Source organism: Spirillospora sp. NPDC052242 (assembly GCF_040679555.1).
GTDB lineage: Bacteria > Actinomycetota > Actinomycetes > Streptosporangiales > Streptosporangiaceae > Spirillospora.
On sequence record NZ_JBFAUZ010000020.1, the window covers coordinates 80,459 to 107,422 of the forward strand.

A 26,964-nucleotide genomic window follows, 5' to 3' on the forward strand; every position below is an offset into this window, starting at 1 on the left:
CGTCACCGGCTCGACTGCTTGGAGAACATGCGCATCAGGGTCCGCCCGAGCTCCTGCAGGGACTCCTCGGTCTCCCGGAGGGCCCCCCGCAACTCCGTGGCATCGTCACCCCCGCCGTCCTCGCCGTTCCCGGCTTCCGCGTCTTCGGCGCCTTCGGACGAGGGCCGGTCGTCGGACTTCCGATCGTCCGGCCGGTCGTCACCTGACTCGTCGCTCGGCTCGCCGCGCGATTCCTTGCTCTCCTCGTCTGCCCGCTTCTCGTCCGACGGCTCGTCCGACTCCTCGCGTGGCCGCTCCTCCGGCCCATCGCCCGACTCGCCTTCGGGTCGTTCGCCCGTCCCGCTGTCGGGGCGCTCGCCCCCGGCGTTCTCGGCGGCCTGGCCGGCCGCACTCCCGGCGCTTTCCCCGGCCCCTTCCGCGGCCCGTCCTGCGCCTTCACCGGCTTGCCGGGCGGCGTCGCCCGTCCCTCGGCCGACCTGCTCCGCCGCACCACCGGCACCCTGACCGGCCGCCTCCGCGGCGCCTCCGGCGCCGCTACCGACCTGCTCGGCCGCACCCCCGGCGCCCTTGCCGACCTGCTCGGCGGCACCTCCGGTGCCCCGCCCCACGTCCTGCACGGCGCCACCGGCGCCTTCGCCGACGTCCTCGACGGCGGACCCGGCGCCCCTGCCGACGTCCTGCACCGCACCCCCGGCGCCCTTTCCGACGTCCTGGACCGCACCACCGGCCCCCTTGCCGACGTCTTCGACCGCGCCACCGGCACCTCGGCCGACGTCCTTCACCGCGCCGCCGGCGCCCTCACCGACGTCCTTGACGGCGGACCCGGCGCCCCTGCCGACGTCTTCAACGGCGCCGCGGGCCCCCGTGCCCAGTTCACCGACGGCCCGTCCGGCGCCGGATCCGATGTACTCCACGCCACGGCCGATGTGCTCCAGGAGCTGCGGGTTCCGGTCGAGGGTGGTGAGGACGCGGTCGACGATGGCGGCCACCTCGTCGAGCCGGACCTCCAGGAGCGCCTGCGCCTCCACGCCCTTGATGTCGAGCTTGACCGCGCCCAGGCCGACGTCGGCGCCGACGTTGAGCCTCAGCATGTCGAGGACCTGTGCGGAGAGCGCCACGTGGGCCTCGAGGTTCTCGACCTCGAGGGAGATCTCCTCGACCTTGAGCTGCGGGACGTTGAGGTAGACGTCCGGCCCGCCCTTGGACGGTCGCCGCTCGATCGGGCGGTCGGGGTCGGGCCCGGGCACGTCGCGCACACGGTCGTCACGTTGCCTCTCCAGTTCGCGGTCCCGCCCGTTCGGCGGCTCGTCGGGCGTGGTGTCTGCCATGGGTCCCCCCTCGTCCGCGCTCGGTCAGCCGGCGTCGCTCTTCGCTTCGCTCTTCCCGGCGTCCTGCTCCTGTTCCTGCTCCTGTTCCTGCCCTTGCTCCTGTTCCTGCCCTTGCTCCTGCTCCTGCCCTTGCTCCTGCTCCTGTCCCTGCTCTTGCCCCTGTTCCTTCTTCTCCTGGGCTTCCTGCTCCTCCTTGACGGCGTCCTCGTGGGTCTTGACGACCTCGCCGTCGCGGATCTCGCCGCGCCAGCCCTCGATCTCGTCCTGTTCGAGGACGGCGTGGGTCATCATGTGGCGCTTGATGTGCTTGAACTCGAGGCGCAGCCGGCGCCCCTGCGCGCGCCACAGGTTCGCGGTCTTCTCGAAGAAGCCGTCCGGGTGGTACTCGGCGACGAGCAGGACGCGGGTCAGGTTGGGCGTCAGCTCCGCGAAGGTCACGGCGCCGTCGACGTACCCCTTGGCGCCCTCGGACTTCCACACGATGCGCGTGTCGGGGATCTGCTCGACGATCGTCGACTTCCAGCTGCGGTGCGAGAGGAAGATCTGCGCACGCCAGTTGATCTTCTCGTCGGACTCCTGCTCGACGCTCTCGACCTTGCTGGTGAACGAGGGGTAGTCGCCGAACCGCGTCCACTGGTCGTAGGTGGTGCGCAGCGGCAGCCCGACGTCGAACTCCTCGACGATATTGACGACCTTGGCCTCTTTCTCACCTCCCCCGCCGCCACCGCCGTCGCCTCCGGTCAGGCCGCTCGCGACGTCCTTGACCTTCTCCTTCGCGCCGGTCATCCCGGCGCTCATCCCCGCGCGGAGCGGCGATTTGCCCTCCGCCATCTCCTTCGCCCCGGCGGCGACCATCTTCATGCCGACGCCGCCGCCGTCTGCTGCGCTCTCGCTCAGCCGTCCGGTCAGGTCTCGGATCCTGTCGTTGGCGGACGTCAGCGCCCGCATCAGCACCGCGCGCGCGAGGTCCTGGCCCGCCTCCTTGAACTGGTCGAGGGGGAGGTCGTCGGTCAGACCCGGCGCGTCCTTCGTCTTGGTCTCGGCCATGGTCACCACTTCTCGCTTCGGCCGGCCGCTCCCCGCCTGGCGTGCGGACCGTCCCGTCGTCCGCACGGCGGAGCGCGGCGTCATCCCACCTCTCACCGCGACCGCCGAAGGACAAACGACCCGAACCCCGCCGCCCGGGTAAAACGTTGGTCTGACCGGGACGTTCTACCCGGTCGGGGCCGGGCTCGGGGTGGGCGAGGTGGACGGGACGTGGCCGGGCGGGAAGTCGCAGTCGATGTCGCCGACCTCCTTGTCGCCGTCGGACTCCTCGATAAGCACGTAGGCGCAGGCGCGGCCGTTCTCGTCGGTGAAGGACTGCTTGCTCGCGGTCTCGCCGCACGCGGTCAGCGTCAGCAGGACGGCGCCGCAGGCGGCGAGCAGCACGGCGGCGCGGGCCGGGCGGCGGGCGAGGGCTGCACGGGACGGGCGCACCGTCCCTCCGGAACGCTTCATGCCCGCAGCATGACCGGCTTTCCGCGCCCGGTCCGCGCATTTCGCCACATGGCCGGGGAACAGCGGATGACGGTTCCGTGGCGGGGTGCTCAGCCCGGCCGCAGGACGGCGAAGTCGCCGAGGTCGTGCGAGATCGTGAACGTGCGCGAGGTCATGCACCAGCCGTCGGGGGTCCGGGTCCAGTGGTCCTCGTACTCGCCGAAGCACTCGTACGCGCGCCCCTCGGCCTCCCCCTTGCCCTGGTGGTGGACGCGCGCGTAGGTCAGCGAGCGCGCCTCGTCGCCGCGGATCTCGACGCGGTGGTTGCCGAGGAGGTGCTGCGACGGCCCGCAGCCGCCGAGGTGCGCGCGGACCGTGGCGACGATCGCGTCCCGTCCGGTCCGGCCGTATCCGGTGGCGGACGGGACGAACATCGCGCCGACGGCGTCCCAGTCGCGGCGGTCGAGGGCGGCGGCCATCTCGGCGAGCCGCTCGATGATCCGGTCGCGGTCGCTCATCGTGGAGGTCATTTCTCTTCTATACGGCGATCGCACCGCCGGCCGCCGTTCGCTTCCCGCTCACCGGACCTCGGGCCCGCGGTATGCGCCGCGCTTCGGGATCCCCACCCGAAGATCCTTTTCTCTGGGCGCCCACCGGGCCGGGAACGCGAAAAAACCGCAGACCGTTGGTCTGCGGTTTCGTGGACAGTACCCCCGAGCGGATTCGAACCGCCGTTACCGCCTTGAGAGGGCGGCGTCCTAGGCCACTAGACGACGGGGGCTTGACGTGCCGTCCGCTCCCGCGCGTTGCCGGAAGAAGCGAACGTGTACCCCCGAGCGGATTCGAACCGCCGTTACCGCCTTGAGAGGGCGGCGTCCTAGGCCACTAGACGACGGGGGCCTGTCCGCTGTCGCGGACGCAGCTGGGGTACCAGGACTCGAACCTAGACTAACTGAACCAGAATCAGTCGTGCTGCCGATTACACCATACCCCAGAGAGGTACGCGGGCTTCCCGCCTTTCGGGCCGGTCGCTCGCGCCTCGATGAGAATACAGGAGTCGGGGACTTGGACCAAAACGATTAGCGGACGGTCACCCGCGCGCCTCCATCGCGAAGAGTTCGAGCTGCACGCCGTCCGGGTCGCGGAAGCACAGGACCGGCCCGAACGCGGTCTCGGCGACCGGCGAGCAGGTGACGCCGAGCCCGGTGAGGCGGGCGTGCCAGTCGTCCAGATCGGCGCGGGTCTCGACGGCGAACGCCAGGTGGTCGAGGCCCGGCCGGCGGTGGTCGAACGCGCCGTCGGCGTCCCGGTGCTGCTGGATGCCGAGGGCGCGCCGCCCTCGAGGAATGGCTGGGCGACCCGGGCGCGGGTCCGGTGCTGGAGTTCGAGGCGCTGGTGAAGGTGGCGTTCGCCGACCAGGGCGACCTGGACGGCCTCCGCACCGTCCTGCGGGGCATCCGGGAGGACGCCGAGCGGCGGGCGGCGCGCACCGCGGAGTACGCGGAGGAGGGCGGCCCCCACCCGGACCGGCTCCCGGTGATCGCGCTGACCGCGCGGCTGCTGCGGGAGCAGGACGCGGCGCTGCTGCGCTGGGCGGAGTGGGCGGAGGCCGAGGTGGCGCGCTGGGACGGCGTCACGCCGCGGACCGGCGCCCGGGTCCCCCCGGACGCCTTCCGCGATCCGGCGGGCTAGTCCCGGGCGATGACCCGGTTGGTGAGGGTCCCGACGTTCTCGACGGTCACGCTGACCTCGTCGCCGACCTCCAGCGGGCCCACGCCCGCCGGGGTGCCGGTGAGGATGACGTCCCCCGGCAGCAGCGTCATGACCTGGCTGACGTACTCGACGAGCTTGGGGATGTCGTGGATGAGCTGCGACGTGCGGGCGCTCTGCCGGACCTCGCCGTTGACGGTCGTGCTGATCGCCAGGTCCGCCGGATCGACCTCGGTCTCGATCCACGGACCCAGCGGGCAGAACGTGTCGAACCCCTTCGCGCGCGTCCACTGGCCGTCCTTGGCCTGCAGGTCGCGGGCCGTGACGTCGTTCGCGCAGGTGTAGCCGAGGATCACCTCGGCGGCCCGGGACGCCGGCACCTCCCGGCACATCCGGCCGATCACCAGCGCGAGCTCGCCCTCGTGGTCGACCCGCTCGGAGAGCTTCTCCGGGTAGGCGATCGCCTCGCCCGGCCCGATCACGCTCGTCGACGGCTTCGCGAAGATCAGCGGCTCGTCGGGGGCATCCCCGCCCATCTCCGCCGCGTGCTCGGCGTAGTTCTTGCCGATCGCGATGACCTTGCTGGGCAGAATCGGGGCCAGCAGCCGGACGTCGGCGAGCGGGTACCGGTGCCCGGTGAAGGTGAGCTCCCCGAACGGATGCGCCGCGACGGCGGCGACGGTGTTCTCCTCCACCACCCCGAAGGACATGCCCTCGTCGGTGGAGAACCTGGCGATACGCATGGTCGAGAGCCTAGTACCCCGGTCAGAGGCCGCACCCCGCGCCGTTGACGACGCACTCGGCGGGCGGCACCGGCTCCCCCGCGGCGCCGAACCGGACCGTTACCGTCCCCATCGGCGGGACGGCCGCCGCGCCCGGCGCGTTCTCGATCACCGCCCGCTCGCCGCCCTGCACCAGCCGTCCGCCCCACACGTTGCGGACGTCCGAACCGAGCGCCAGGAACGACAGCCGCCACGACGTCAGCGGCCGTCCGGTGCGGTTGGTCACGACGAACGAGCCCTCGTAGTAGCCGGGGCCGTCCTCGACGACCTGGTACGTGACGCCGTCGCCCTGCAGCGGCTGCTCCGCACCGGCGACGGGCCCGCCGGACGCCCCGGTGGACGCCCCGGTGGACGCCCCGGTGGACGCCCCGGTGGACGCCCCGGCGGATGGCGTGGACGGCTGCACGGACGTCGGGACGGACGTCGGCGCGGGCGCCGCGCCACCGGCCGTCCCCTCGGGCGTCGCGGCCCCGGGCGTCACCGCGCGCGTCGCGGCCGGCGCGGCGCTCGGCTCCCCACCATCGCCGAGGACGAACACCGCCCCGAGGGCCACGGCGACCACGAGCACACCGACCCCCAGCGCGAACGCCACACCCCGCACGTTCCCGCCCCCAGCGCCCCCGACTTTCCCGCCTTGGAGGCCATTTGCGCCTTTCCCGCTGTTCGCGCCACTCGGCCCGTTCGGGCCGTTCGGCCCGTTCGAGCCGGTGGGGCCGTCAGTGCTGTTCGCACTGTTCGCGCTGGTCAGGCCGCTTGGGCCGTTTGGGTGCGCCGACGGGGCGGAGGGGGTCTCCGGGTCGGGGAGTTCGGCGGTGCCGGACCGTCCGCGCCGGGCGGGCGGAACGTGCAGCGGCGCGACCCGCACGTCCTCGGGCTCGCGCGGGCCGCGCTCGTCCGGGGCCGTGTCGCCCGGCCCGGTGTCGCCCGGCCCGGTGTCGCCCGGCCCGGTGTCGCCCGGCCCGGTGTCGCCCGGCCCGGTGTCATCCGGCGCGCTGTTGTCCGGGGCGGCGGGCGGGTCGGGGTCGGTGGCGTTCGGATCCGGCGCGGCGTCGTCCAGGTCGGCGTCGTCCAGGTCGGTGGCGGGCGGGTCGGGGGCGGTGGTGTTCGGGTCCGGGCCGGGGGCGGCGGACTCGGTGGTGGCCGTGTGGTCCGGGGGCACGGACCGGCGCTCTCGCCGCGGGGTCGGGTCGCCGCTCATCGGTCGCTCTCCCGTCGTCGGTCTCATGGAGTCCGACGGCCGGGACGGCGGCGAGGTTCGTCCCCGGTGGGCGGTTCAGCCCGTCGCGGTGGGTTCCAGTCCCCGCCGCGCGGCCTGCCGCTGGTGCCGGTTCAGCATGTCGGTGATCAGCTCGATGGCGTCCGGCGTGGTGGCGGCCTGCACGCCGCTCAGCCAGCGCGTCGCCTCGGCGAGCAGGTCCTCGGCGGACTCGTCGGACGCGTCGGACGCGTCGGCGGAGCGGGCGTCGGCCAGCCGCCCCAGCACGGCGCCGAGCCGCAGCGGCGCGCCGGCGTGCCCGGACTCGGCCGCCCGCCGGTACCAGCCCGCGGCCCGCTCGAGGTCGCCCTCGAGCTCGTACACCCGGCCCAGCCCGAAGGCCACGTCGACCCGGCCTCCGTCCGTCGGACGCCCGAGCTCCTCGGGGTTCCAGGGGCGGACAGACATACGATCACTCCGGTGTTCGGGGGGTGGGGACGGCATGCGGGAACGCCGCGCGTGCCGCGCTCGCCCTATGGTGACCGTCCCGCCCGAAATCCGCCACCGATTTCCCCGATTTCGCCGGAACTCCTCCTCCCCAACGCCGATACCAGCGGAAAGTCGGGCGCGGCGGCGGGCGCGGCGGGCCGGACTCAGCGGTCGTCGTAGCGTGCGAGCGCGTCCTCGAAACCGTCGTGCCCGTCGGCGTAGGAGCGCAGCGGGACGGGGGCGCCGCCGGCGGGGTCGGCCAGGCGTCCGGCGACCTCGCGGGGGTCGGCCAGCACTCCGCCGCCGAGCCGGACGGGGTCGCGCAGCACCGTGCGCACGCCCTGCGCGCCGGAGACGAAGTCGCCGAGCACGAAGCCGTCGGTCTCGTTCCAGACGAGGGCCTGCGCCCCGAGGACGAACGTCGCGTCCCGGGGGCTGCACGGGTCGAGCCAGACGTCGGCGAGCCGCACGCCACCGGCCGCGAGTTCGTCGGCGACCGCCGTGATGTATCCGCGGGTGACGTCGACGAAGGGGTCCGGGTGAGGCAGGGGTCGAATGTCGCCGGTCACTGGGGCTCCCTCTCTGTTTGACTTCATTCGAAGTATGGGAGATGGAATCCGATTTGTCCCGTTTGGTGACCTAAATATCCCTCGGTGGGCAGCACAAATCAACCCCCTCGCCCCCGGACCTCCTTTCCGTTCCGTCGTTCTCCGTGGTCCGCGACCCGGCGGCGGGCGCCTCGACCCAGGGCGCCCGCCCCCTCCCCTACCGGGCCGCGCCCCGCCCGCCGGTCCCCGTCGGGGCCGAGCGGCGGGACGTCCATCGCCGCGCGGCGGCGACAATTCTCGGCGCGATGACCACGGTCGCCCCCACCACCGGGCACACCACGACCGACACTCCCAGGGCCCGCCTTTCGCGTATCGCGCGCGAAGCGGCGGGAAGTCCCTTTCCCCTGATCGAACTCCAATTCCGGGAACGCCGTTCCGCCGCCGGCAGCACGGCGCGCAGTGGACGGACGACGCCGACGGCCGACCCGGGGAACGCTTCGGCGATCGGCGGCGCCGCCTCCCGCACCGGCGTCAGAACCAGTCGCGGGTGCGCCCGCGCGGTCGGCAGCTCACCGAACCGGCTCTCTTCCACTGTGAACTCTCCTTCGGCCGAGCGGCCCGCCCGCCTCGACGGGCGGTCACGCCGCGGTGCGCTCCGGTTCGCGCTCGTCCCGGCGCACCACGTTGACCAGCGGCGCCGTGCGCGAGGAGCCGCCGCCGCGGAAGACCACGTTCCTGCTGGTCCACCCGGCGAACACGATGTAGAGCGCGATGGCCACGAACAGCAGCGTCGGCACGAGCACCCACAAGTAGCCGACGGCCATGCTGTCCTCCTTCTCCGCGCATCCGGGAGGTGCCTCATCGGGGACACCGCCGCCTGCTACGCTTGTCCGAGATTTCATCTCGTTGACTTGTACCAACAAGTATCTCATCAACAGTGTTACCCTTTCTAGAGGTTGCAAACATGTTGGCGGGGAACAGCTTGTTCGGTACCTGATGTCCGGTTCGGACCGGACGTCGGCAGGCGGACAGGTCGGAAGGAGCGGAACCATGGCCCGCACGACGCCTCCGCGGTGGCGCGACGTCGCCGAAGACCTGCTCCAGCGCATCGAGCGCGGCGATCTCGCGCCGGGCGACGGAACCGCCGGACGGCGGCGGCTGCCGCCGGAGAAGGACCTCGAACAGCAGTACGGCGTCGCGCGCAACACCGTCCGCGAGGCGCTGTCCTGGCTGCAGCGGCAGGGCGCCGTCATCTCCGAGCAGGGCAAGGGCACGTTCGTCGTCGACCGCCCGCAGGCCGACCACGTCACGCTGTCCGCCGCCGCGCTGGGCCTGGCGCCCGGCGGCGGGGACGGCGAGTGGTACAACCGGGACGCGTTCATCCCGGCGGGCCGGAAGGTGACCGTCTCGCCCGTCAAGGTGGAGGTCCAGGAAGGGTCGCAGCTGATCTCCTGGTACCTGCAGACGGACGAGGAGACCGAGTTCATCTCCCGGCACCAGCTGCTCCACCTCGACGGGCGCCCGTGGGCGATGCAGACGTCCTTCTATCCGCTGGAGTTCGCGACCGCGGGGGCGTCCCGGCTGCTCAAGCCGCGCAACATCCCCGAGGGCGCGGTCGCCTACCTGAAGGAGACCCTCGGCTACACCGAGGTCGGCTTCCACGACGAGATCCGGGCGCGCGTGCCGGACGAGAACGAGAAGTACTTCTTCAGCCTCGGCGACTCCGCCGCCGACGTCGTCTTCGAGACCGTCCGAACGGCGTACTCGGAGAACGGCCGGGCCTTCCGTCTCACCGTGACGGTCTGGCCCGCGGACCGCACCCGCCTGCACTACAACGCAGGAGACGTTCCCGAGGACGTCCTCCTGCGACCCGGTCAGGGAGGCTCGCGCGCCGTGTCACCGGACGACGACGACGGCTGACGCGCCGCGCGGACCGGCCCGGCCGGCACCCCGCAACCAACCGCACGCCTCCCGTGTCCCGCCGCCCGCGGCAGCCTCCGGCTCCCGGCGGGCCCGGGCCGCGGGGGCGCTTCACTCTCGGAGCGCAGCAGCACGTGGACACCGACACCGGGACCCGTCAACGCCGCCGGATCCCACTTCCCAGCTACCGCATCCGCCTCGCCCGCACGGACGAACTCGACGTCGTCCTCGGGCTCATCGACGGGGCCGCGGCATGGCTCCGGGCGGAGAAGCCCGCGACGCGCCAGTGGAACCGGCCTTGGCCGAATCCGGACGACCGCCGCAAACGGGTGTACGAGGGGCTGCTGAACGCCGAGACCTGGCTGCTGTTCGAGGAGGCCCCCGGCGCGGACCCCATCGATCCCATCGGCACCGTGACCATCAGGCTGATCGGCCACGAGGAGCTCTGGACCGCCCGCGAGCGCGAGATCGACGCCGTCTACCTGCACCGGCTCGTCATCGAGCGCGGGCACGCGGGCGCCGGGCTGGGCGCCGAACTGATCGACTGGGCCGGCCGGAAGGGACGGTCGATGCTGCCGACCGCGGAGCTCATCCGGATCGACGTATGGTCGGACAACGCCGACCTGCACGGCTACTACAAGGAGCAGGGGTTCCAGCACATCGGGACCCGGACGACGAGCGACCGGTCGCCGTCGGGCGCGGTGTTCGAGAAGCCGATCGGCCCGGCGCCCGCCGCGCCGCGCATCCACGAGGCCGTCCCGGAGCCGCAGCGTCCCTGAGCGGGCTTCCCGGGTGGGAGGCGGCGGTCAGACGAAGCGGACCAGCATCAGGTCGCTGTCGGGGGTCTCGCGCCAGTAGACGGCGCCCGGCTCCCGCGACATCCGCTCGATCTCGGCAGAGATGATCAGCGCCCGGTTGATGCAGTCGGTCTTGTTGTAGCCGGTCATCTCCTGGAGCCGCTGCAGCGCCTGGACGGCCTTGCCGGTGAGGTTGATCGTGACGCGCTCGCCCTGCGGAACCGCCTCCGCGCGGACCTGGGGGGCGTTCTCGTCGGCTCGAGCGTTGGTCATGGGCTGCTCATCTCCAATCCGGAGAGCGAGTGGCGGCTCCGTCCGACGCCGGGGGCCCGGCCGGACGCCGTCAGGCCGATGTGCAGCCCTCGGCCAGCCGTCCCCTGCCCCGGAAAAGGGTGTACAGGTGGATTTGCCCTGTCCCGGCGGCACGGAAACCTGGCGGCTCTCCTCTTCGTCACATTGTCGCCATCAGGTTAGCCAACATTCACCGCCTTATGTGCATCAAAGATATGGCGAATCCCTGTATCCGGTTCTAGCCTGTGCGTGGGGACGTGGGGATCCGACGAGTGCCGAGGAGCCGGCGGGAGCGGGCCGGACCTTCCTTGGGGAAGGAAGCATCGTGAGGACTCGACGAAACGGGGGACGCGCGGGCCCCGGGCTGCTGAGCGCGCAGGTGACCGCGCCCGTGACGCTGTTCGGGGCCGTGCTGGGATACGGGCTGGACGGCTCGTCCGGCGCGGCGGTCGCGGGCGTCCTGGCGTTCCTGTCGCTGCCGGCGGCCGCCCTGACGAACGCGGTCGTCCAGTACCTGCGGGCCGGGGCGCCGGAACCCGCGCCGGCGCCGGGCGCCGGCGTCGTGCCCGTCCCGCGGCCCCTGGAGCTCGCCGGGGGCCGCTACGCCGAGACGACGTTCTGGGGCGCGCTGTCGCAGGACGAGCGCCGCACGCTGCTCGAGAGCGCGCGCGGGCACGTCTACGGCAAGGAGGACGTGCTGTGCGAGGAGGGCGGGCCCGCCCACGAGGTCATCGTGATCCTCGACGGCTGGACGCGCGTGTGGGTGCGGGACGGGATCGACCAGCGGATCGTGGCGTTCCGCGGGCCGGGCGAACTGGTCGGCGAGCGCGCGGCGCTGCTCGTCCGGGACCGGTCCGCCACGGTGACCGCGGAGGGCGACGTGGCGGCGCTGCGGGTCCCGGCGGAGGCGTTCGCCGGGTTCCTGACCGAGCACCCGCGGGCCCGGGCCGTCCTCGAGCGGCAGGTGTACCGGCGGCAGACCGAGGACCGGGGGCCCGCCCCGCCGGACTGGACGAACGGCAACTGCTCGGTGCTCGTCACCGACATCACGGGGTTCAGCTCGCCGCGGCGCACCGACGCCGACCGGCGCGTGGTCGTGGAGGCGATGTACGAGCGGCTGGACGCGGCGTTCGCGGCGTCCGGCATCGACTTCTCCCTGCTCTACCAGGAGGACCGCGGGGACGGCGCGCTGATCGTGGTCCCGCCGACCACCCCGACCGAGCGGGTCGTGGACCCGATGCTCGCGCACCTCGCGGCGTCGCTGCGGCGGCACAACCGGCGCGCGGCGGACGCGACGCGGCTGCAGCTCCGCGCGGCGCTGCACGTCGGACCGGTGCAGCGCGGCGACCGCGGCGTCTCCGGCATCTCGATCATCACCGCCCGGCGGCTCGTGGACGCCCCGGCGGTGAAGCGCCGGGTCGCCGAGACGGGCGCGGACCTGGCATTCGTGGCGTCCGACTTCGTCTACGACTCGGTGATCCGCTCGGGCCCGGGCCTCGTCGACCCCGGCCGGTACTCGCGCGTCCGGGTCCGGGTGAAGGAGGCGCGGCTGTCGGCGTGGCTCACCCTGGAGGGCGGGACGTCGTGGCCTCAGGCCATGTAGGACGATGCAGGAGGAGCAAGCACCCGAGCCGAAGGAGACCCGCGTTGTCCGTCGTGAAGATCAACGTTTTGACCGTGAACCCGGAGATGCGCGAGGAGATCGAGCGCCGGTTCGCCGGCCGGGCCGGCCTGGTGGAGTCGGCCGAGGGGTTCGAGGGCTTCGAGCTGCTGCGCCCCGTCGAGGGCCAGGACCGGTACCTGGTGTACACGAAGTGGCGCAGCGAGGAGGACTTCCAGCGCTGGACGCAGAGCCAGGCGTTCCAGCGCGGCCACGCCGAGGCCGCGAAGGACCGCCCCGCCGGCCACGGCCACGGGCACGGCCACGGCGGCCCGGCCGCCGCGGGCGCCGAACTGTGGAGCTTCGAGGTCGTCCAGAGCGCCGCCCCGAAGCCCGCCGACTCCTGAACGGGCGGCGGCGTCCGGCCCGGTCGGGCGGACGCCGCCGGGTCCGTCAGCGGGCCACGAGGTCCTGGTAGTCGGGGTGCTTCTCGATCCACCCCTTGATGAACGGGCAGAGCGGGACGACGCGCAGGCCCTTCGCGCGCACGTCGTCGAGGGCTCCCCTGGCCAGCGCGCCGCCGACGCCCTGCCCCTTGAAGGCCGGGTCGACCTCGGTGTGCGTGAACATGACGACGCCCTCCCCCGGTTCGTACTCGGCGAAGCCGGCGGGGGCGCCGTCCACGGTGATGTCGTAGCGCTGCTCGGCGGTGTTGTCGGTGACGTCGGTGCTCATGCCCCGATCATCCCCGACTCCCGCGGCGCCGATTCAGCCGACCTCGTGGCCCGCGTGCAGCAGGCAGTAGGTGACGGCCTCCTCGAGGGCCTGCCAGGACGCGGCGATGACGTTGTCCTCGACGCCGACCGTGCCCCACTCGCGGGTGCCGTCGCCCGACTCGATCAGCACCCGGGTGCGGGCGTCGGTGCCGTGGGCGCCCTCCAGGATGCGGACCTTGTAGTCGACGAGCTCCAGCCGCGCCAGCTCCGGGTACAGCCGCTCGAGCGCGATGCGCAGGGCGTTGTCGAGAGCGTTGACGGGGCCGTTGCCCTCGCCGGTCGCGATGATCCGCTCGCCCTTGGCGTGCAGCTTCACCGTCGCCTCGCTGATCATGGAGCCGTCCGGACGGCGCTCCACGATCGACCGCCACGACTCGACCTCGAAGTGCCGCTGCCGGACGCCCGTCAGCTCCTCGCGCAGCAGCAGCTCGAAGGACGCGTCGGCGGCCTCGAAGGTGTACCCGGTCGACTCCAGCTCCTTCACCCGGTCGACGACGGCCTTCGCCTTGTCGCCGGACAGGTCGTAGCCCAGCTCGCGGCCCTTCAGCTCGACCGAGGCGCGCCCGGCCATGCTGGAGACGAGCATCCGCATGTCGTTGCCGACGGCCGCCGGGTCGATGTGCTGGTACAGGTCCGGGTCGACCTTGACGGCGGACGCGTGCAGCCCCGCCTTGTGCGCGAACGCCGACAGGCCCACGTAGGGCTGCTGCGAGCTCGGCGTCACGTTCGTGACCTCGGACACCGCGTGCGCGATCCGCGTCATCTCGGCGAGCTGGTCGTCCCGCACGAGGTTCATCCCCCGCTTGAGCTGCAGGTTCCCGACGAGGGTGAACAGGTTCGCGTTGCCGCTGCGCTCGCCGTACCCGTTGGCGCACCCCTGGACGTGCGTCGCGCCGGCCTTCACGGCGGCGAGCGAGTTCGCGACCGCGCAGCCCGAGTCGTCGTGGCAGTGGATGCCGACCCGCACGCCGAGGGACACCACGTCGTGCACGACGTCGGCGAGTTCGTCCGGCAGCATGCCGCCGTTGGTGTCGCACAGCGCGACGACGTCCGCGCCGGCCTCGGCGGCGGTGCGGACGGCCTCCAGCGCGTACGCGCGGTTCGCCTTGTAGCCGTCGAAGAAGTGCTCGGCGTCCAGGAAGACGCGTTGGCCCTCCGCACGCAGGTGGGAGACCGTGTCGCGGATCATCGCGAGGTTCTCCTCCAGGCTGGTGCGGAGGGCCAGCTCGACGTGCCTGTCGTGACTCTTGGCGACCAGGGTCACGACGGACGCGCCGGATTCGCGCAGCGCGGCGACCTGCGGGTCGTCGGCCGCCTTCACCCCGGCCCGGCGGGTCGCGCCGAACGCGGTGAGCCGCGCGTGCTTCAGGTCCAGCTCGGTCCGAGCCCGCCTGAAGAATTCGGTGTCCTTGGGGTTGGCGCCCGGCCAGCCGCCCTCGATGAAGCCGATGCCCAGGTCGTCCAGGTGCCGCGCGATGGCGAGCTTGTCGGCCACGGAGAGGTTGAGCCCCTCCTGCTGCGAGCCGTCGCGCAGGGTGGTGTCGTAGACGTGGAAAGCGTCACCTTGCATGGTTTCGGAAACCCCCAGATATGGGCGGATCGGCGCCAGGACACAAAAAAGACCCCTCACGGACGTGAGAGGTCTGCGCGCCGGCGATGTCCCGTCAGATGCCGGCGCGCCAGCCGATAATCACGAGGCTGTGGCGCATGATGCGACCCAGTGTGCCACATCCGACCCAATGCTGAGAACGCGATCCCACATCCCGAGACAGCCGCCCAGAATTCCGCAACGCAAGGGGGCGAGGACGACCCCCGCCCCCTCACGTCACGACACCAAAATCCGCACCACCTCAGCCATCCCCCCAACCAGAGCGGACCGGAAACACTGCGATTGCGTCCGAAGGCAGGTTCGAGCGAAGCGAGAACCTGATCGCGCAGCGAGCCCCTGGGCGAGTCGGAGCGATGCAGCAATCGCACGCGGCGACCGTTGAAGGAAGGCCGCCTAGCGGCCTGACGCCGAGGTCGCCGCAGAAATCTCGTGGACCCAGCCGTAGGGGTCGGGGCGGGTGCCGTACTGGATGCCGATGAGCTCCTCGCGGAGCCGCATCGAGATCTCGCCGGGTTCGCCGTCGCCGATCGTCCACTCGCGGTCGCGGCCCTTGACGTGCCCGACGGGGCTGATGATCGCGGCGGTGCCGCAGCCGAACACCTCGGTGATCTCGCCGGATTCGCAGCCCGCCTGCCACTCCTCGATGCTGATCTTGCCTTCCTCGACCTGGATGCCGAGGTCGGGCGCGAGCTTGAGCATGGAGTCGCGGGTGATGCCGGCGAGCAGGGTGCCGGTGAGCGCGGGCGTGAGGATGCGCGCGTCCGAGCCGGAGCCGTAGACGAACATGAGGTTCATCGAGCCGACCTCCTCGACCCAGCGGTGCTCCACCGCGTCGAGCCAGACGACCTGGTCGCAGCCCTGCTGGACGGCCTCGGCCTGCCCGGCGAAGGACGCCGCGTAGTTGCCGCCGAACTTCGCCTCGCCGGTGCCGCCGGGCGCGGCGCGGGTGTAGTCCCGCGAGAGCCACACCGAGACGGGCTTGATGCCGCGCGGGTAGTACAGCCCGGACGGCGAGGCGATGACCATGAACAGGAACTCGCTGGCCGGGTTGTTGACGCCGAGGGCGCGGGTGGTGGCGAACATGAACGGGCGCAGGTAGAGGCTGTGCCCCTCGGTGTCCGGCACCCACTCGCGGTCGGTGTCGACGAGGATCTCGCAGGCCCGGACGAACAGGTCGTCCGGGATCTGCGGCATCGCCATCCGCTTGGCGGACCGGTTCATCCGCGCGGCGTTCATGTAGGGGCGGAACGTGACGATCGAGCCGTCCGGCTGCTTGTACGCCTTGAGGCCCTCGAAGAGCTCTTGCGCGTAGTGGAACACCTGGCACGCCGGGTCCATCGGGATCGGCCCGTACGGTTCGAGCTTCGCGTCGTACCAGCCGCGGTCCGCGGAGTAGCGGATCGTGACCATGTGGTCGGTGAAGTACCGCCCGAAGCCCGGGTCGGCCAGGACGCGTTCGCGCTCGGCGGCCGACGCGGGCCGGTCGGTGAGCGTGATCTCGAAGTCCAGGTTGCTGCTCATCGCGGTTGTCCTCTCGCGGATCGCCGGTGCGGCCCCATCGCCGCATAGGCGTCTTTAGTCCTTATTGTCGTACTTCGTGGAGGTGACTCCTCGGTAACGGCGCACACGGAAAACCGGGCGCGCCGCACGGCACGCCCGGAGTATCCCTGGTCCGGCAGAGAGGCGCGCCCCTAGCCGGATACTCGCTTGGCGATCGCGTCGCCGATCTGCGCGGTCGACCGGGCGCCGAGCGCGCCGCGCTCGGCCAGGTCGTCCGACACCGCCCGCTCGACCCGGCGCGCGGCGTCGCCGGCACCGACGTGGTCGAGCAGCATCGCGACCGACAGGATCGTGGCGGTCGGGTCGGCCTTGCCCTGCCCCGCGATGTCGGGGGCGCTGCCGTGCACGGGCTCGAACATCGACGGGGCCGTCCGGTCCGGGTTGACGTTGCCGGACGCGGCGAGGCCGATGCCGCCCGCGATGGCGGCGCCGATGTCGGTGATGATGTCGCCGAACAGGTTGTCGGTGACGACGACGTCGAACCGGCCCGGGTCGTTCACGAAGAACATCGTGGCCGCGTCGACGTGCGTGTACGCGGTCGTGACCTGCGGGTACTCCTCGCCGACGCGCTTGAGCGTGCGCTGGTAGAGGTCACCGGCGAAGGTCAGGACGTTGTCCTTGTGGACGAGCGTCAGGTGCTTGCGCGGGCGCGACGCGGCGACCTCGAACGCGTACCGGATCACCCGCTCGACGCCGTGGGCGGTGTTGACGCTCTCCTGCGTCGCGACCTCGTGCCGGGTGCCCTTGCGCAGGACGCCGCCGACGCCCGTGTACGGGCCCTCGGTGCCCTCGCGGACGACGATCATGTCGATGTCGTCCGGGGTGACGCCCGCGAGCGGGGTCGTGACGCCCGGGAACAGCTTGACCGGCCGCAGGTTGACGTAGTGGTCGAGCTCGAACCGGGTCCGCAGCAGGAGCCCGCGCTCCAGCACGCCGCTCGGCACGCTGGGGTCGCCGACGGCGCCGAGAAGGATGACCTCCTGCTCGCGCAGCTCGCCGAGGACCGAGTCGGGCAGCGTCTCGCCCGTCCGGTGCCAGCGGGCGGCGCCCAGGTCGTAGGTGGTCTGCTCGAACGTCAGGCCGCCGGACGGCGCGACCGCCTCGAGGACCTTCAGTCCTTCGGCGACCACCTCGGGGCCGATCCCGTCACCGGGGATGACGGCCAGACGGATGCTGCGGGATGCCATGCGCGCACTCTACTGCAAACGTCTCACTGCATGGGCTTCCGTCTCGCATTCCGGGCACTCCGGGCCTTGCCGGGCGGTCAGCGCCTGATCAGCGCGCAGTCGCCGCACATGCCGCCGCCGGGCGGCACCCGGTAGTACAGGCAGCAGCTCCGCCGGACGAACCCCGCGGGGCCGAAGCCGCCGGTGCCGTCCAGCGGCGGGAGCGCCAGCAGCGCCCGGACGAGCGCCGCCCGTGCGGGGTCGCGCGGGCCGACGTTCAGGCTCCCGGCGAGCGCCGAGGCGGCGTTGCCCCACACGAGGCCGTCGGCGAGCCGGACGACGCCCGCGAAGGCGTCGCGGAGCGGCGCGAGGGTCCGGGTGACGACCTGGTCGTGGACGAGCCGGGCGGCGTCGTCCGTCCCGGTGGCGCGCCACCCGCCGGGCGCGGCGAGCCACAGGGCGACGGGCGCGCCGGGCGCCCACCGCCAGTGCAGCCCGGCGAGGTCGGGCACGACGCCGCGCGCCGCCGCCGCGACCGCCGGGGACCACAGCCGGGACGCGAGGCCCTGGAACAGGACGGACGCGGCCACCCGGCGTTCGGGCGTCCCGAGCCGTTCGGCGTACCGGGCGGTCAGGTCGGCGAGCCGCGCGCGGTCGGTCTCGGGGAAGGGCCGCCACGTGGGGTCGGCCTCTTCCGCCGGGTCGGTGCGGATCCCGAAGTACGGGCCGAGGCGCCCGACGTCCCGCAGGACGCCGGCGACCTCGTCCGGTTCGGCGGACTCCGCGGCCGCGCGGGAACTCGACGTCATGCCCCGACTCTGCCGCTTCGCGCGGGTGCCCGGCAACGCCGGGCCGTGCGGGTCAGCGGGTGGGGTGGCCGCCGTTGTCGCGGCGGTCGAGGGCGATCTGCAGGGCGCGGGCCGCCTCGTCGCGGGCGTCGTCGGCGGGCTGGGCCGCGGGCGTGGTGGTGCTGTCCATGGGAGTTGCTCCGTTTCGCTGAGCGGTCGGCGTGAGGGCCGCCGGCGGCCGTGGTTCGCACGGTCCGGCGCGGCATCGGACTCAGGGCCGTGGGCTGCCTCCGCAGCGGGCCGGCCCGCCGATAATCAGGCCCCGCTGCGGCAGCGAAGGATCACCACGAAGCGCCGCATACTCCCTGCAACGGTACCCGCACCGTCGCGCGGTTGTCCCGACAGGTGGCCGAAAATCTCAGTATCCGAGATGTAAAGGCGGAGGGGCGGGCGTCCGGCGCGGTGCCGGGCGCCCGCCCCTCGGCGGTGGTCGGGGGTCAGCCGTCCAGGTCGACGCGGCGGCCCATGTCGGCGCCGACCTCGGCCTTGATGGCGTCGACGAGCTGCGCCGGGATGGCGGAGTCGACGGTCAGGGCGATCAGCGCGCGGCCGCCCTTGGCGTCCCGGCCGACCTGCATGCCGGCGATGTTGACCTGCTCGTCGCCGAGCAGCTTGCCGACGGCGCCGACGATGCCGGGGCGGTCCTCGTAGGAGAAGAACGCCATGTGCGCGGTCGGGACCAGCTCCATGTTGTAGCCGTTGATCTCGATGAGCCGCTCGGCGTGCTTGGGGCCGGTCAGGGTGCCGGACACCGACACGACGTCGCCGTCGGCCATGGTGCCGCGCACTTGGACGACGTTGCGCCAGTCGGGGCTGTCCTCGCTGGTGGTGAGGGTGACCTCGACGCCGCGGTCGCGGGCCAGGAGGGGGGCGTTCACGAACGTGACGGCCTCCTCGATGACGTCCACGAAGACGCCCTTGAGCGCGGCCAGCTCGAGCACCTTGACGTCGTGCTCGGCGATCTCGCCGCGGACGACGACGTCGAGCCGGACCGGGACGCCGCCGGCGAGGGCGGTGAAGATCCGGCCGAGCTTCTCGGCGAGCGGCAGGCCGGGCTTGACGTCCTCTGCGACGGCGCCGCCCTGCACGTTGACGGCGTCCGGGACGAACTCGCCGGACAGCGCGAGCTTCACCGAGCGGGCGACCTGCGTGCCCGCCTTCTCCTGCGCCTCGTGCGTGCTGGCGCCGAGGTGCGGGGTGACCACGACGTTGTCGTGGTGGAACAGCGGGCTGTCGGTGCAGGGCTCGCTGCTGAACACGTCGAGGCCGGCGGCGGCGACGCGGCCGTCCTTGATCGCGAGGTCGAGGGCCTGCTCGTCAACGATCCCGCCGCGGGCGGCGTTGACGATCCGGACGCTCGGCTTGACCCGGTGCAGCTCGCGGTCGCCGATGAGCCCGAGGGTCTCGGGGGTCTTCGGCAGGTGCACGGTGATGAAGTCGCTCTCGGCGAGCAGCTCGTCGAGGGTGACGAGCTTGACGCCGAGCTGCGCGGCGCGGGCGGCCTGCACGTAGGGGTCGAACGCGATCACGTTCATGTCGAACGCGGCGAGGCGCTGGGCGACCAGGACGCCGATGCGGCCGAGGCCGAGGACGCCGACGGTCTTGCCCTGCAGCTCGACGCCGGTGTACTTGGACCGCTTCCACTCGCCCTGCTTCAGGGCGGCGTGGCCCTGTGGCACGTTCCGAGCGGTGGCCAGCAGCAGCGCGATGGCGTGCTCGGCGGCGGTGACGATGTTGGACGTCGGCGCGTTCACGACCATGACGCCGGCCTTGGTGGCGGCCTCGACGTCGACGTTGTCGAGGCCGACGCCGGCGCGGGCGACGACGCGCAGCTTGGCGGCGTGCCGGAACACCTCCGCGGTGACCTTGGTGGCGCTGCGGACGATCAGCGCGTCGACGTCGGCGACCGCGGGCAGCAGCTGCTCGCGGTCGCTTCCGTCGACGTGGCGGACCTCGAAGTCGGACTCCAGCACGGCGATGCCGGCGGGAGAGAGTTCTTCTGCGACGAGGACGACGGGCTTGCTCAAGGAAACGGTCCTTCGAAAGTCGGATGTGCGGGCGGTCGTGCAGCTGAAGTCGCGAGTCACCTCGTCGTGCGCTCGCCCCGTCGGCGAGTCTATCCCTCGCCGCGTCCGGTCATCGCGCACGGGGAAACACCCACCGGTAACTCACCTTTGTCCGGGTCGGTCAAGGGCGAGTGACGTCCGGACCGGTCAGGCCGCGTTGGGTTCGGGCTGGGAGGCGAGAATGGTCGCGACGCGATCGGCGTCCGCCACGGGAAGATGCGGGACGTCGACGAAGACGCGGAGCGGCCCGGACGGCAGGCCGAGCCGTTCGGCGACGCCGACCTGAACCTCGCGCAGCGGGAGGTAGGCCAGGTAGGCGCGGTGGACGTTCTGCGAGCGGAACATCGCCGTCATGGCCAGCCGGTAGCCGCGGATGCGGAAGGCGAGCGCGGTGGGGACGGGCGGGGCGCCGGCCTCGCCGGGCGCCGCGAGCGAGATCCAGGCGCTGGTGGTCCAGGGGCGGGCGCGCAGCAGGTCGACGACCCAGCGGATCTGGCCGGCGTCCGGGCGGGCCCCGCCGGACGCGCCGTCCGGCGGGCCGGCGCGGCGGACGTCCTCCCCGGCGGGACGGGCGAGGCGGGAGCGGTCGCCGTGCTCGCGCAGGATCGGGTCGTCGCGGCTCAGCGACGCGATCTCGAACAGCAGCGGCGGGCCCTCGATGACGGGGCCGCGGTCGGTCATGCCGGCCTCGCCGGCGGACCAGACGTGCCGCAGCGCGGCGATCCACGCCCGGCCGCAGGTGTCGAAGCGCCGGACGTCCGCGGCCGGCGCGCCGTGACCACTCGACATATTCCACCCCGCGCCGCGCTTCTCCGGGCCGGGATTTTCCCACCCGCGGCATCGGCGCGCGGTGGCGGAATTCCGCGCCTGCCCCGGACCGTTCGCCGGCCTCGCTCCGTGCTCCGCCCCTGCCTGCGCTCCGGCAGCGTGACCGGCGGTTTCGCGGACTGCGCCGCCCGCGCCGGACGCGGCCGTCACGACTTCTCCAAGTATCAGACAGTCCTGGCGAAAATGATAGGCCGATTTACCTTTCCGACACCTTCACGGTCATTCTGACCGGCGGATCATCCCGATGTATTGGACGGCCGTCCAAAATTCCCGGTGGGCGGGTAGCCGGGATGGTGCAGGACGACGTACCCCTCCCGCCGGAAGACCTCCCGGTACCCGAGGTCCAGCAGCCCCTGGACGCGGAGGCGCTGGTCGTGCACGGAACGGAAGGGGAACGTCGGGCGCTCGACGTCGGCGACGACCCACGGCGCGTTGCGGGGCCAGCGGTCCAGCAGCAGGACGCGCGTGCGGGCGCTGAGCGCCGGGCCGACGTTGTTCGCCGCCTCCACGAGGGCCCCGGACGGGACGTGCGCCGCCGCGGCCGCGGCGGCCTGCGCGCGCGCGTTGCGCCGGTAAAGGGACGGGTCCGCGAGATCGCCGAACGCGAAGAACGGGACGGTGACGGCCGCGGCGACCAGCAGGGCGGCGGCGGGGAGCGCGCGCGGCCCGCGGCGGGCCGCGCGGAAGCGGTCGCGCAGCCGCACCGCCCCGTCCACGGCCGCCAGGACGAGGATCGCGACGACGAACGCGTTGTAGTGGTACTGCGGCTGCCACCAGTTCTCGAAACCGCTGGCCAGCATCCGCTCGGCGAGCAGCGGGACGGCGGCGAGCGTCAGCGGCGACGCCAGCGGGAGCAGCAGCAGCGGCGCGGCGAGCAGCAGCATCGTGCCGAGTTTGGCCGGCGGGTCGCCCAGCAGCGCGAGGACGTCCCAGGGGTGCGTCAGCGCGTGCACGGCGGCGCTCGGCAGGTCGGGGCCGAGCGCGCCGTACGCCCAGTAGTAGTCGTCGTCCCCGCCGAAGGCCGGGATGACGAACCGGGAGGCGGCCCAGGTGGCGGCGAGCCCGGCCGCGATGTGGACGGCGCCGGACCGCCGCTCACCGGGGCGGGTGAGCAGGTAGAGGCCGAACCCGGCGAGCAGGAGGCCCATGTCCTCCTTGACCAGCAGCAGGAGCGCCGCGACGGCCGCCGCCTGCCCGCGCCGTCCGGCGTCGTGCCGCTCGACGAGCAGCGCCGCGAGCGGCGGGACGAACGCGACCTCGTGGAAGTCGAACGCGAGCGCCTCGGCGACCGGCCACGACAGCGCGTACGCGCCGGACGCGCAGTAGGCGGCGGCCGGGCCCAGCCGGCGCGCGGCGTACCGCCAGATCGGGACGATCGCGGCGGCGAACAGCACGGCCTGCGCGACGAGCAGCGTGCCGGGGCCGTCGTGGATCCAGTAGAGCGGCGCGAGGACGGCCAGGATCGGCGAGAAGTGGTCGCCGAGGACGGAGAAGTCGGGCCCGAAGCCGTTGTGGACGCCCTTGACGATCGCGACCGGCGGCCCGAACCCGCTGTAGGAGCGGACCGCCTGGTCGAAGATCACCAGGTCGTAGCTGCTGGCGCGGAACGCGTGTAGGCGCAGCAGCGAGTACGCGGCGTACACGGCCGCCGCGACCAGCGTCAGCGCGAGGACGCCGGACCGGGCGCGGGCGCGGGCGAGCAGGCGGCGCCCGCGCGCGGCGAACCGGCGGCGCGCGTCCCGTCCGGCGCGGCCCGCCGGCGCACGGTCGAGGGTGCCCGCTCCCCCGCCGGCCGTAACCCCCTCAGCCACGAGCCGGACGCTACCAGCAGCGCCGGCCCGTGGCCCCGCGCGGCGCGGCTACTCGGCCGTGACGCGCGTCATGGGGAGTCGCGAACGGGTGCACAGGCCCGCGACGACGGCCACGAGCAGCGGGACGGCGACGCCGATCAGCAGCAGTACCGTCCACGGGAGGTCGAAGAAGGGGCCGCGCACCGGCCCGCCCTCCTCCGGCTCGCCCTCGGTGAGGACGCGGGCCGCGGCAAGGCCGGGGACGAGACCTGCGGCGATCCCGAGCCAGCAGCCGAGCACCGCGATGTACGCCGCCTGGCCCGCCGCCAGCAGCCGCCGGGTGCGCGGGCGAGCGCCGACCGCGGCGAGGACGGCGAGGTCGGGCCGGGCGTCGGCGGCCGACAGCCCGGTCGCGATCAGCGCCCCGCCCAGCGTGAGGACGGCCGCGACCGCCGCGAGCAGCAGCAGGAGCGTGTCGTCGCCGCGGTCGAAGCCGCGCTCGACGTAGACCCAGCCGCCGTCGTACCCGTCGAAGCCGTGCAGCACCTCCTCCACGCGCTCCGCCTCCGCCTCGGTCATCCGATGCTCGGCCCGATCGATCCCGAACGCGGCGACGCGCGGCGGCACGCCGATCCGGTCGGCGGCGGACGGCGGCACGAGCACCTGGACGTGCGTGTCCACGGGCACCGTGACCGCCGGGAGCCCGCGCACCTGACGGAGTGTCCGCGGCTTCGGTTTCCCCTCCTCCCACACCTGCACGGTGGCGGTGGTCGACTCGGCGGGGGCCGTGCGCGCACCGAAGACGACGATCTTGCCGGCGGCCAGCGCCGCGGTGACCTCGGGAACGTCGCGGCCGAGCAGCATCCGGGCCTCGGCGGGGCCGCCCACCACCGTCTCCAGGGGACGCAGCGCGTCGCCGCCGCCCCGGGCCCGGGTGCCGAAGGTCACCGAGTGGCACGCGGGGTTGAGGGGCGGCGTGCAGTTGTCGCCCGGCAGGATCGGCAGGTCGAGCAGCGGCAGCCCGGGCACCTCGCGCTCGATCGCGGCGCGGACCTCGGCCGCCCGCGCGTCGTTCCGCCGGACGGTGTCCGTCCAGGCCGCGGTCGCCGGATCGCCGTCCGTCCGGTCGCCGTCCAGACGGACGGGGGGCGCCTCCTCCAGGGGGGGTCGGATCAGCGCCGAGCCGCGCGGGAGTTCGGCCACGTAGAGTTCCCGCCCCTGCTTCAGGTCGCTCGCGGCGGCGATGGCCAGCGCGCTCGCCCCCGCCACCGCCGCCATGATCGCCGCGACGGCGGGCGCGGTGCGGGCCCGGTTGCGGGCGCCGTCCCGGACGGCGAGGCGCAGCGGCAACGGCAGCCGTCCGGCGACCCGGCCCACCGCCCCGACCAGCCAGGGCACGGCCAGAACGGTGCCGATGACGATCCCGGCCGCGCCGAAGGCGGCGCCGAACTCGCGCAGGCTCCGCGCCCCGAACAGGCAGCAGAGCACCCCGGCGGCGACGAACGCCGCGCCCGCGAGCGCCCATCCGCGGACGCCGCGGGCCCGGCCGGGCTCCCGGCGTCCGGCGAGCGCCGCGACGACGTCCATCCGCGCGGCCCGCCGGGCGGGCAGGTAGGCAGCGGCGAGGCCGCTGACCGTGCCGAGCAGGACGGTCGCGGCGGCCGCCGTCCACGGCACGCCGAACGGCCCCGGGGGCGTGTCGGACGCCGCGCCCACGACCGCGGCGGTCAGGGCCCCGCCCGCGATCCCGAGCAGCAGACCCACCAGCGCGCCCGCGCCGCCGAGCAGCAGGCCGCCGGCGAGCACCACGGCCCGCAGGTGCCGGGGCCCACCGCCCGCGACCGCGACCAGCGCGAGCAGGCGCCGCCGCCTGCGGAGGTCGACCGTGAACGCGGGCCCGGAGAGCAGGACGACCTGCAGCACGATCATCGCCCCGGTCAGCGCGACGATCACGCTCGTCCGGGCCTCGGGCCGGTCGAAGGGCGACGAGAGACCGGACGGCTCGGGCAGCGCGGGCGGATGCTCCACGACGTCGCGGGACAGGACGAGGATCCCGTCCCGGTTGAAGCCGGTGACGTCGTCCCACGTCACCGGGCCTCCGACGTCGATCAGCCAGTGCCGGAGGGGGGCGTCGGCGGCCGGGTCCGGCGGATCGGCCGGGACGGCGCCGGGCAGCGCCAGCGCGAGTTGCCCGGGATGCTCCTCGCCCGGGCTCGTATACGGGTCGCGCACATATCCGACGACGTGCATGGGCTTCTCGGCGGTGCCGACCCGGACCGTCCCGCCGAGCTCGAAGCCGCGCCCGGCCAGCGAGGGCGACAGCGCGATCTCGTCCGGCGTCGCGGGCGCCCGTCCGTCGGTGATCTCCAGGATCCCGCGCGCCATCGGGTCGCGGACGTCCAGTTCGTACAGCGGGACCGGAAGGCGCCCGGCGGGCGTCGCGAGCCGGGTCCGTTCGTCGAGGTTCATCGGCAGGACGCGCACGTCCGGGCCGTACCGGGCGGCGACACGCCGGGTGATCTCCGCCGTGGTCCAGGGCCGCGCCTCGGCGGACGGGGCCCCCTGCGACACCGTGGTGTCCGGATCGTCCGGGACCTGGCCGACCGATCCCCGGGCGACGCCGGTGAGCCGCGCGTCGGCGGTGCCGATCTCGTACGCCAGTGACTCGCGCGGCGTCCATTCCAGCGTCTTGCCCACGACCCCGAACCCCACGACGGCCGCGACGGGCAGGCCGATCATGCAGAGGACGAGCGCGGTGCGCCCCTTGGCGCGCAGCGCGTCGTGGAGGGCGATGCGCAGCGCGGCACGGAAGGCGGTCACCGGGTCTCCTCCAGCAGGGTCTCCGGGCCCGGACGGGAGGGCGTGGCGTCGACGACGCGGCCGTCCCGCAGGAACACCACCCGGTCGGCCCAGGCGGCGTGCCGCGACTCGTGGGTGACCATCAGGCAGGCGGCGCCGGCGTCGCAGCGCTGCCGCAGGACGCGCATGACGTCGTCGCCGGTGTGGCTGTCGAGCGCGCCGGTCGGCTCGTCGGCCAGGACGAGCCGCCGGTCGCCGACGAGCGCGCGGGCGATCGCGACCCGCTGCTGCTGGCCGCCGGACATCTCGTCGGGGTATCGGCCGGCGAGGTCGGTGACCCCGACCTCCGCCAGGGCGGCGCGGGCCTCCGCGCGGGCCCGGCGCGTGCGGACGCCGTCCAGCTCGCGGGGCAGCATGACGTTCTCGGCGGCGGTCAGGCTCGGGATGAGGTTGAGGTTCTGGAAGACGTACCCGATGCCGCGGCGGCGCAGCGCCGACCGTCCGGACGCCTTCAGCCGGGCGATGTCCGCGCCCGCGACGAGGACCTCCCCGGACGTCGGCGTGTCGAGCCCGCCGGCGAGCGTGAGCAGGGTCGTCTTGCCGGAACCGGACGGGCCCATCACCGCGACGAACTCGCCCTCGGCGACGTCCAGGTCGACGTCGGCCAGGGCGTGGACGAGCGCGGCGCCCGTCCCGTGGTCGCGGGACACGCCCCGCAGGGACAGGACGCTCATCGGCGGGTCTCCCCCGGGACGGACGGGTCGGCGTCCGGCGCGTCCGCCGCGTCGGGCGCGGACGGGACGGGCGGGACGGCGCGGGCGACGTACGCCTCGCAGTGGTCGAGCCAGCGGATCTCCGCCTCGGCCTGGAAGATCATGGATTCGAGGACCAGCCGCCAGGCGTGGTCGCTCTGGCCGGGATTCTCGGCGGACGGCTCGGCCTTGAGGCGGGTGAGGTCCTGCAGCGAGCGCAGCGTCGCGGTGCGCTGCGCCTGCACGACCCGCCGGACGTCCACGCCGGGCGCGGTGACGGCCATCGCGAGCTTGATGGCCAGTTCGTCCCGGGGCCGGTCGGCGCGGGCGACGGGGGTGGCGAACCAGCGCCGCACCTCCTCCGCGCCCGCCGGGGTGATCCGGTAGACGAACCGGCCCTCGTCGTCGGCGCCGACGCGGGCGATCAGGTCGTCCCGTTCGAGGCGGGAGAGGGTGGAGTACACCTGGCCGATGTTGAGCGGCCACGTCGCGCCCGTGGACGTCTCGAACTCGGTGCGCAGCTGGTAGCCGTAGCGGGACCCCTGGGACAGCAGCGCCAGGAGGCCATGACGGATCGACATGCCTACGAAGTATGCATACCGCGTATGTCTTAGGCAATACCGAGTATGCA

The 26,964-nt window shown here is 73.4% G+C and carries 27 protein-coding genes and 3 tRNA genes; 5 read left to right on the forward strand and 25 right to left on the reverse strand.

Going from position 1 to position 26,964, the window contains the following annotated elements; translation table 11 throughout:
* Positions 1-2: 2 nt before the first annotated feature.
* The 8 genes from AB0L25_RS18205 to AB0L25_RS18240 all read right to left on the reverse strand — a co-directional run bounded on the left by AB0L25_RS18205 (position 3) and on the right by AB0L25_RS18240 (position 4,155).
* Positions 3-1,328, reverse strand: coding sequence for a hypothetical protein (locus AB0L25_RS18205; RefSeq protein WP_500173462.1), 1,326 nt, complete (start codon positions 1,326-1,328; stop codon positions 3-5).
* A 24-nt stretch (positions 1,329-1,352) separates the two neighbouring features.
* Positions 1,353-2,375 (reverse strand): SRPBCC family protein, encoded by a 1,023-nt coding sequence (locus tag AB0L25_RS18210; protein ID WP_500173464.1) that lies wholly within the window; start codon positions 2,373-2,375, stop codon positions 1,353-1,355.
* A gap of 165 nt (positions 2,376-2,540) precedes the next feature.
* Positions 2,541-2,828 (reverse strand): hypothetical protein, encoded by a 288-nt coding sequence (locus AB0L25_RS18215; RefSeq protein ID WP_500173466.1) that lies wholly within the window; start codon positions 2,826-2,828, stop codon positions 2,541-2,543.
* Between the two features lie 89 nt (positions 2,829-2,917).
* Positions 2,918-3,337 (reverse strand): nuclear transport factor 2 family protein, encoded by a 420-nt coding sequence (locus AB0L25_RS18220; RefSeq protein WP_500173468.1) that lies wholly within the window; start codon positions 3,335-3,337, stop codon positions 2,918-2,920.
* Positions 3,338-3,515: 178 nt separating this feature from the next.
* Positions 3,516-3,588, reverse strand: a tRNA-Glu gene (locus tag AB0L25_RS18225).
* Between the two features lie 46 nt (positions 3,589-3,634).
* A tRNA-Glu gene (locus tag AB0L25_RS18230) sits at positions 3,635-3,707 on the reverse strand.
* Positions 3,708-3,729: 22 nt separating this feature from the next.
* Positions 3,730-3,801: transfer RNA gene (locus AB0L25_RS18235), tRNA-Gln, on the reverse strand.
* Positions 3,802-3,897: 96 nt separating this feature from the next.
* Positions 3,898-4,155 carry a VOC family protein gene (locus tag AB0L25_RS18240; protein ID WP_500173570.1) on the reverse strand — a complete coding sequence of 86 codons (258 nt, stop codon included), beginning with the start codon at positions 4,153-4,155 and terminating at the stop codon, positions 3,898-3,900.
* Between the two features lie 26 nt (positions 4,156-4,181).
* Between AB0L25_RS18240 and AB0L25_RS18245 the strand changes: the two genes are divergently transcribed.
* Positions 4,182-4,499, forward strand: coding sequence for a hypothetical protein (locus AB0L25_RS18245; protein ID WP_500173470.1), 318 nt, complete (start codon positions 4,182-4,184; stop codon positions 4,497-4,499).
* Here the strand turns inward: AB0L25_RS18245 and AB0L25_RS18250 are convergent.
* The 5 genes from AB0L25_RS18250 to AB0L25_RS18270 form a co-directional block, all read right to left on the reverse strand.
* Positions 4,496-5,260, reverse strand: coding sequence for a fumarylacetoacetate hydrolase family protein (locus tag AB0L25_RS18250; RefSeq protein WP_500173472.1), 765 nt, complete (start codon positions 5,258-5,260; stop codon positions 4,496-4,498). The two genes, AB0L25_RS18245 and AB0L25_RS18250, sit on opposite strands and share 4 nt — an antisense overlap.
* 22 nt (positions 5,261-5,282) lie before the next feature.
* Positions 5,283-6,497 (reverse strand): cellulose binding domain-containing protein, encoded by a 1,215-nt coding sequence (locus AB0L25_RS18255; protein WP_500173474.1) that lies wholly within the window; start codon positions 6,495-6,497, stop codon positions 5,283-5,285.
* 75 nt (positions 6,498-6,572) lie between these two features.
* On the reverse strand, positions 6,573-6,962 hold the full coding sequence (locus tag AB0L25_RS18260; protein ID WP_500173477.1) for a hypothetical protein: 390 nt from the start codon (positions 6,960-6,962) through the stop codon (positions 6,573-6,575).
* Between the two features lie 185 nt (positions 6,963-7,147).
* Positions 7,148-7,552: a DUF6292 family protein gene (locus AB0L25_RS18265; protein WP_500173479.1), complete on the reverse strand. Its 405-nt coding sequence runs from the start codon at positions 7,550-7,552 to the stop codon at positions 7,148-7,150.
* 617 nt (positions 7,553-8,169) lie between these two features.
* A complete protein-coding gene (locus AB0L25_RS18270) occupies positions 8,170-8,355 on the reverse strand; it encodes a hypothetical protein (protein WP_500173480.1) in 186 nt (61 codons plus the stop codon).
* Positions 8,356-8,581: 226 nt separating this feature from the next.
* Here AB0L25_RS18270 and AB0L25_RS18275 point away from each other — a divergent pair, with 226 nt between their 5' ends.
* Together AB0L25_RS18275 and AB0L25_RS18280 are read left to right on the forward strand one after the other, a co-directional pair.
* Entirely contained in the window at positions 8,582-9,451 is an 870-nt protein-coding gene (locus tag AB0L25_RS18275) for a GntR family transcriptional regulator (RefSeq protein WP_500173482.1), read from the forward strand.
* A gap of 134 nt (positions 9,452-9,585) precedes the next feature.
* On the forward strand, positions 9,586-10,230 hold the full coding sequence (locus AB0L25_RS18280; RefSeq protein WP_500173485.1) for a GNAT family N-acetyltransferase: 645 nt from the start codon (positions 9,586-9,588) through the stop codon (positions 10,228-10,230).
* A 27-nt stretch (positions 10,231-10,257) separates the two neighbouring features.
* Here AB0L25_RS18280 and AB0L25_RS18285 read toward each other — a convergent pair whose 3' ends face one another.
* Positions 10,258-10,521, reverse strand: a complete 264-nt coding sequence (locus tag AB0L25_RS18285) for a hypothetical protein (protein ID WP_500173487.1) — start codon at positions 10,519-10,521, stop codon at positions 10,258-10,260.
* Positions 10,522-10,864: 343 nt separating this feature from the next.
* Here AB0L25_RS18285 and AB0L25_RS18290 point away from each other — a divergent pair, with 343 nt between their 5' ends.
* Positions 10,865-12,142, forward strand: a complete 1,278-nt coding sequence (locus AB0L25_RS18290) for a cyclic nucleotide-binding domain-containing protein (protein ID WP_500173489.1) — start codon at positions 10,865-10,867, stop codon at positions 12,140-12,142.
* Between the two features lie 44 nt (positions 12,143-12,186).
* The gene (locus tag AB0L25_RS18295; protein ID WP_500173492.1) at positions 12,187-12,546 is read left to right on the forward strand and encodes an antibiotic biosynthesis monooxygenase family protein; all 360 of its coding nucleotides are present in this window, start codon (positions 12,187-12,189) and stop codon (positions 12,544-12,546) included.
* Positions 12,547-12,592: 46 nt separating this feature from the next.
* On the opposite strand, the gene AB0L25_RS18300 is transcribed toward AB0L25_RS18295, so the two are convergent.
* From AB0L25_RS18300 to AB0L25_RS18350, 11 genes are all read right to left on the reverse strand, one after another.
* On the reverse strand, positions 12,593-12,874 hold the full coding sequence (locus AB0L25_RS18300; RefSeq protein WP_500173494.1) for a GNAT family N-acetyltransferase: 282 nt from the start codon (positions 12,872-12,874) through the stop codon (positions 12,593-12,595).
* Between the two features lie 33 nt (positions 12,875-12,907).
* Positions 12,908-14,485: a citramalate synthase gene (gene cimA, locus AB0L25_RS18305; RefSeq protein ID WP_500173497.1), complete on the reverse strand. Its 1,578-nt coding sequence runs from the start codon at positions 14,483-14,485 to the stop codon at positions 12,908-12,910.
* Between the two features lie 432 nt (positions 14,486-14,917).
* Complete coding sequence (locus AB0L25_RS18310) at positions 14,918-16,045, reverse strand: branched-chain amino acid aminotransferase (protein ID WP_500173499.1); 1,128 nt, start codon at positions 16,043-16,045, stop codon at positions 14,918-14,920.
* 170 nt (positions 16,046-16,215) lie between these two features.
* A complete protein-coding gene (locus AB0L25_RS18315) occupies positions 16,216-17,271 on the reverse strand; it encodes a 3-isopropylmalate dehydrogenase (RefSeq protein ID WP_500173501.1) in 1,056 nt (351 codons plus the stop codon).
* Between the two features lie 77 nt (positions 17,272-17,348).
* Positions 17,349-18,059 (reverse strand): (2Fe-2S)-binding protein, encoded by a 711-nt coding sequence (locus tag AB0L25_RS18320; protein WP_500173503.1) that lies wholly within the window; start codon positions 18,057-18,059, stop codon positions 17,349-17,351.
* Positions 18,060-18,535: 476 nt separating this feature from the next.
* Complete coding sequence (gene serA, locus AB0L25_RS18325) at positions 18,536-20,125, reverse strand: phosphoglycerate dehydrogenase (protein ID WP_500173505.1); 1,590 nt, start codon at positions 20,123-20,125, stop codon at positions 18,536-18,538.
* A gap of 186 nt (positions 20,126-20,311) precedes the next feature.
* Entirely contained in the window at positions 20,312-20,953 is a 642-nt protein-coding gene (locus tag AB0L25_RS18330; RefSeq protein WP_500173507.1) for a hypothetical protein, read from the reverse strand.
* A 275-nt stretch (positions 20,954-21,228) separates the two neighbouring features.
* Positions 21,229-22,803: a DUF2079 domain-containing protein gene (locus AB0L25_RS18335; RefSeq protein WP_500173509.1), complete on the reverse strand. Its 1,575-nt coding sequence runs from the start codon at positions 22,801-22,803 to the stop codon at positions 21,229-21,231.
* A 48-nt stretch (positions 22,804-22,851) separates the two neighbouring features.
* Positions 22,852-25,602 carry an FtsX-like permease family protein gene (locus AB0L25_RS18340; protein ID WP_500173511.1) on the reverse strand — a complete coding sequence of 917 codons (2,751 nt, stop codon included), beginning with the start codon at positions 25,600-25,602 and terminating at the stop codon, positions 22,852-22,854.
* Positions 25,599-26,315 carry an ABC transporter ATP-binding protein gene (locus AB0L25_RS18345; RefSeq protein ID WP_500173513.1) on the reverse strand — a complete coding sequence of 239 codons (717 nt, stop codon included), beginning with the start codon at positions 26,313-26,315 and terminating at the stop codon, positions 25,599-25,601. The genes AB0L25_RS18340 and AB0L25_RS18345 overlap by 4 nt, the downstream gene beginning before the upstream one ends.
* Positions 26,312-26,914: a PadR family transcriptional regulator gene (locus tag AB0L25_RS18350; protein ID WP_500173515.1), complete on the reverse strand. Its 603-nt coding sequence runs from the start codon at positions 26,912-26,914 to the stop codon at positions 26,312-26,314. The genes AB0L25_RS18345 and AB0L25_RS18350 overlap by 4 nt, the downstream gene beginning before the upstream one ends.
* Between the last annotated feature and the right edge of the window lie 50 nt (positions 26,915-26,964).

What these genes read in the sequence shown, in the direction of transcription:
- AB0L25_RS18205 (WP_500173462.1), bottom strand. Translation starts at nt 1,328, where the DNA reads ATGGCAGACACCACGCCCGACGAGCCGCCGAACGGGCGGGACCGCGAA.
- AB0L25_RS18210 (WP_500173464.1), bottom strand. Translation starts at nt 2,375, where the DNA reads ATGGCCGAGACCAAGACGAAGGACGCGCCGGGTCTGACCGACGACCTC.
- AB0L25_RS18215 (WP_500173466.1), bottom strand. Translation starts at nt 2,828, where the DNA reads ATGAAGCGTTCCGGAGGGACGGTGCGCCCGTCCCGTGCAGCCCTCGCC.
- AB0L25_RS18220 (WP_500173468.1), bottom strand. Translation starts at nt 3,337, where the DNA reads ATGACCTCCACGATGAGCGACCGCGACCGGATCATCGAGCGGCTCGCC.
- AB0L25_RS18250 (WP_500173472.1), bottom strand. Translation starts at nt 5,260, where the DNA reads ATGCGTATCGCCAGGTTCTCCACCGACGAGGGCATGTCCTTCGGGGTG.
- AB0L25_RS18255 (WP_500173474.1), bottom strand. Translation starts at nt 6,497, where the DNA reads ATGAGCGGCGACCCGACCCCGCGGCGAGAGCGCCGGTCCGTGCCCCCG.
- AB0L25_RS18260 (WP_500173477.1), bottom strand. Translation starts at nt 6,962, where the DNA reads ATGTCTGTCCGCCCCTGGAACCCCGAGGAGCTCGGGCGTCCGACGGAC.
- AB0L25_RS18270 (WP_500173480.1), bottom strand. Translation starts at nt 8,355, where the DNA reads ATGGCCGTCGGCTACTTGTGGGTGCTCGTGCCGACGCTGCTGTTCGTG.
- AB0L25_RS18275 (WP_500173482.1), top strand. Translation starts at nt 8,582, where the DNA reads ATGGCCCGCACGACGCCTCCGCGGTGGCGCGACGTCGCCGAAGACCTG.
- AB0L25_RS18285 (WP_500173487.1), bottom strand. Translation starts at nt 10,521, where the DNA reads ATGACCAACGCTCGAGCCGACGAGAACGCCCCCCAGGTCCGCGCGGAG.
- AB0L25_RS18300 (WP_500173494.1), bottom strand. Translation starts at nt 12,874, where the DNA reads ATGAGCACCGACGTCACCGACAACACCGCCGAGCAGCGCTACGACATC.
- cimA (WP_500173497.1), bottom strand. Translation starts at nt 14,485, where the DNA reads ATGCAAGGTGACGCTTTCCACGTCTACGACACCACCCTGCGCGACGGC.
- AB0L25_RS18310 (WP_500173499.1), bottom strand. Translation starts at nt 16,045, where the DNA reads ATGAGCAGCAACCTGGACTTCGAGATCACGCTCACCGACCGGCCCGCG.
- AB0L25_RS18315 (WP_500173501.1), bottom strand. Translation starts at nt 17,271, where the DNA reads ATGGCATCCCGCAGCATCCGTCTGGCCGTCATCCCCGGTGACGGGATC.
- AB0L25_RS18320 (WP_500173503.1), bottom strand. Translation starts at nt 18,059, where the DNA reads ATGACGTCGAGTTCCCGCGCGGCCGCGGAGTCCGCCGAACCGGACGAG.
- AB0L25_RS18330 (WP_500173507.1), bottom strand. Translation starts at nt 20,953, where the DNA reads ATGTCGAGTGGTCACGGCGCGCCGGCCGCGGACGTCCGGCGCTTCGAC.
- AB0L25_RS18345 (WP_500173513.1), bottom strand. Translation starts at nt 26,315, where the DNA reads ATGAGCGTCCTGTCCCTGCGGGGCGTGTCCCGCGACCACGGGACGGGC.
- AB0L25_RS18350 (WP_500173515.1), bottom strand. Translation starts at nt 26,914, where the DNA reads ATGTCGATCCGTCATGGCCTCCTGGCGCTGCTGTCCCAGGGGTCCCGC.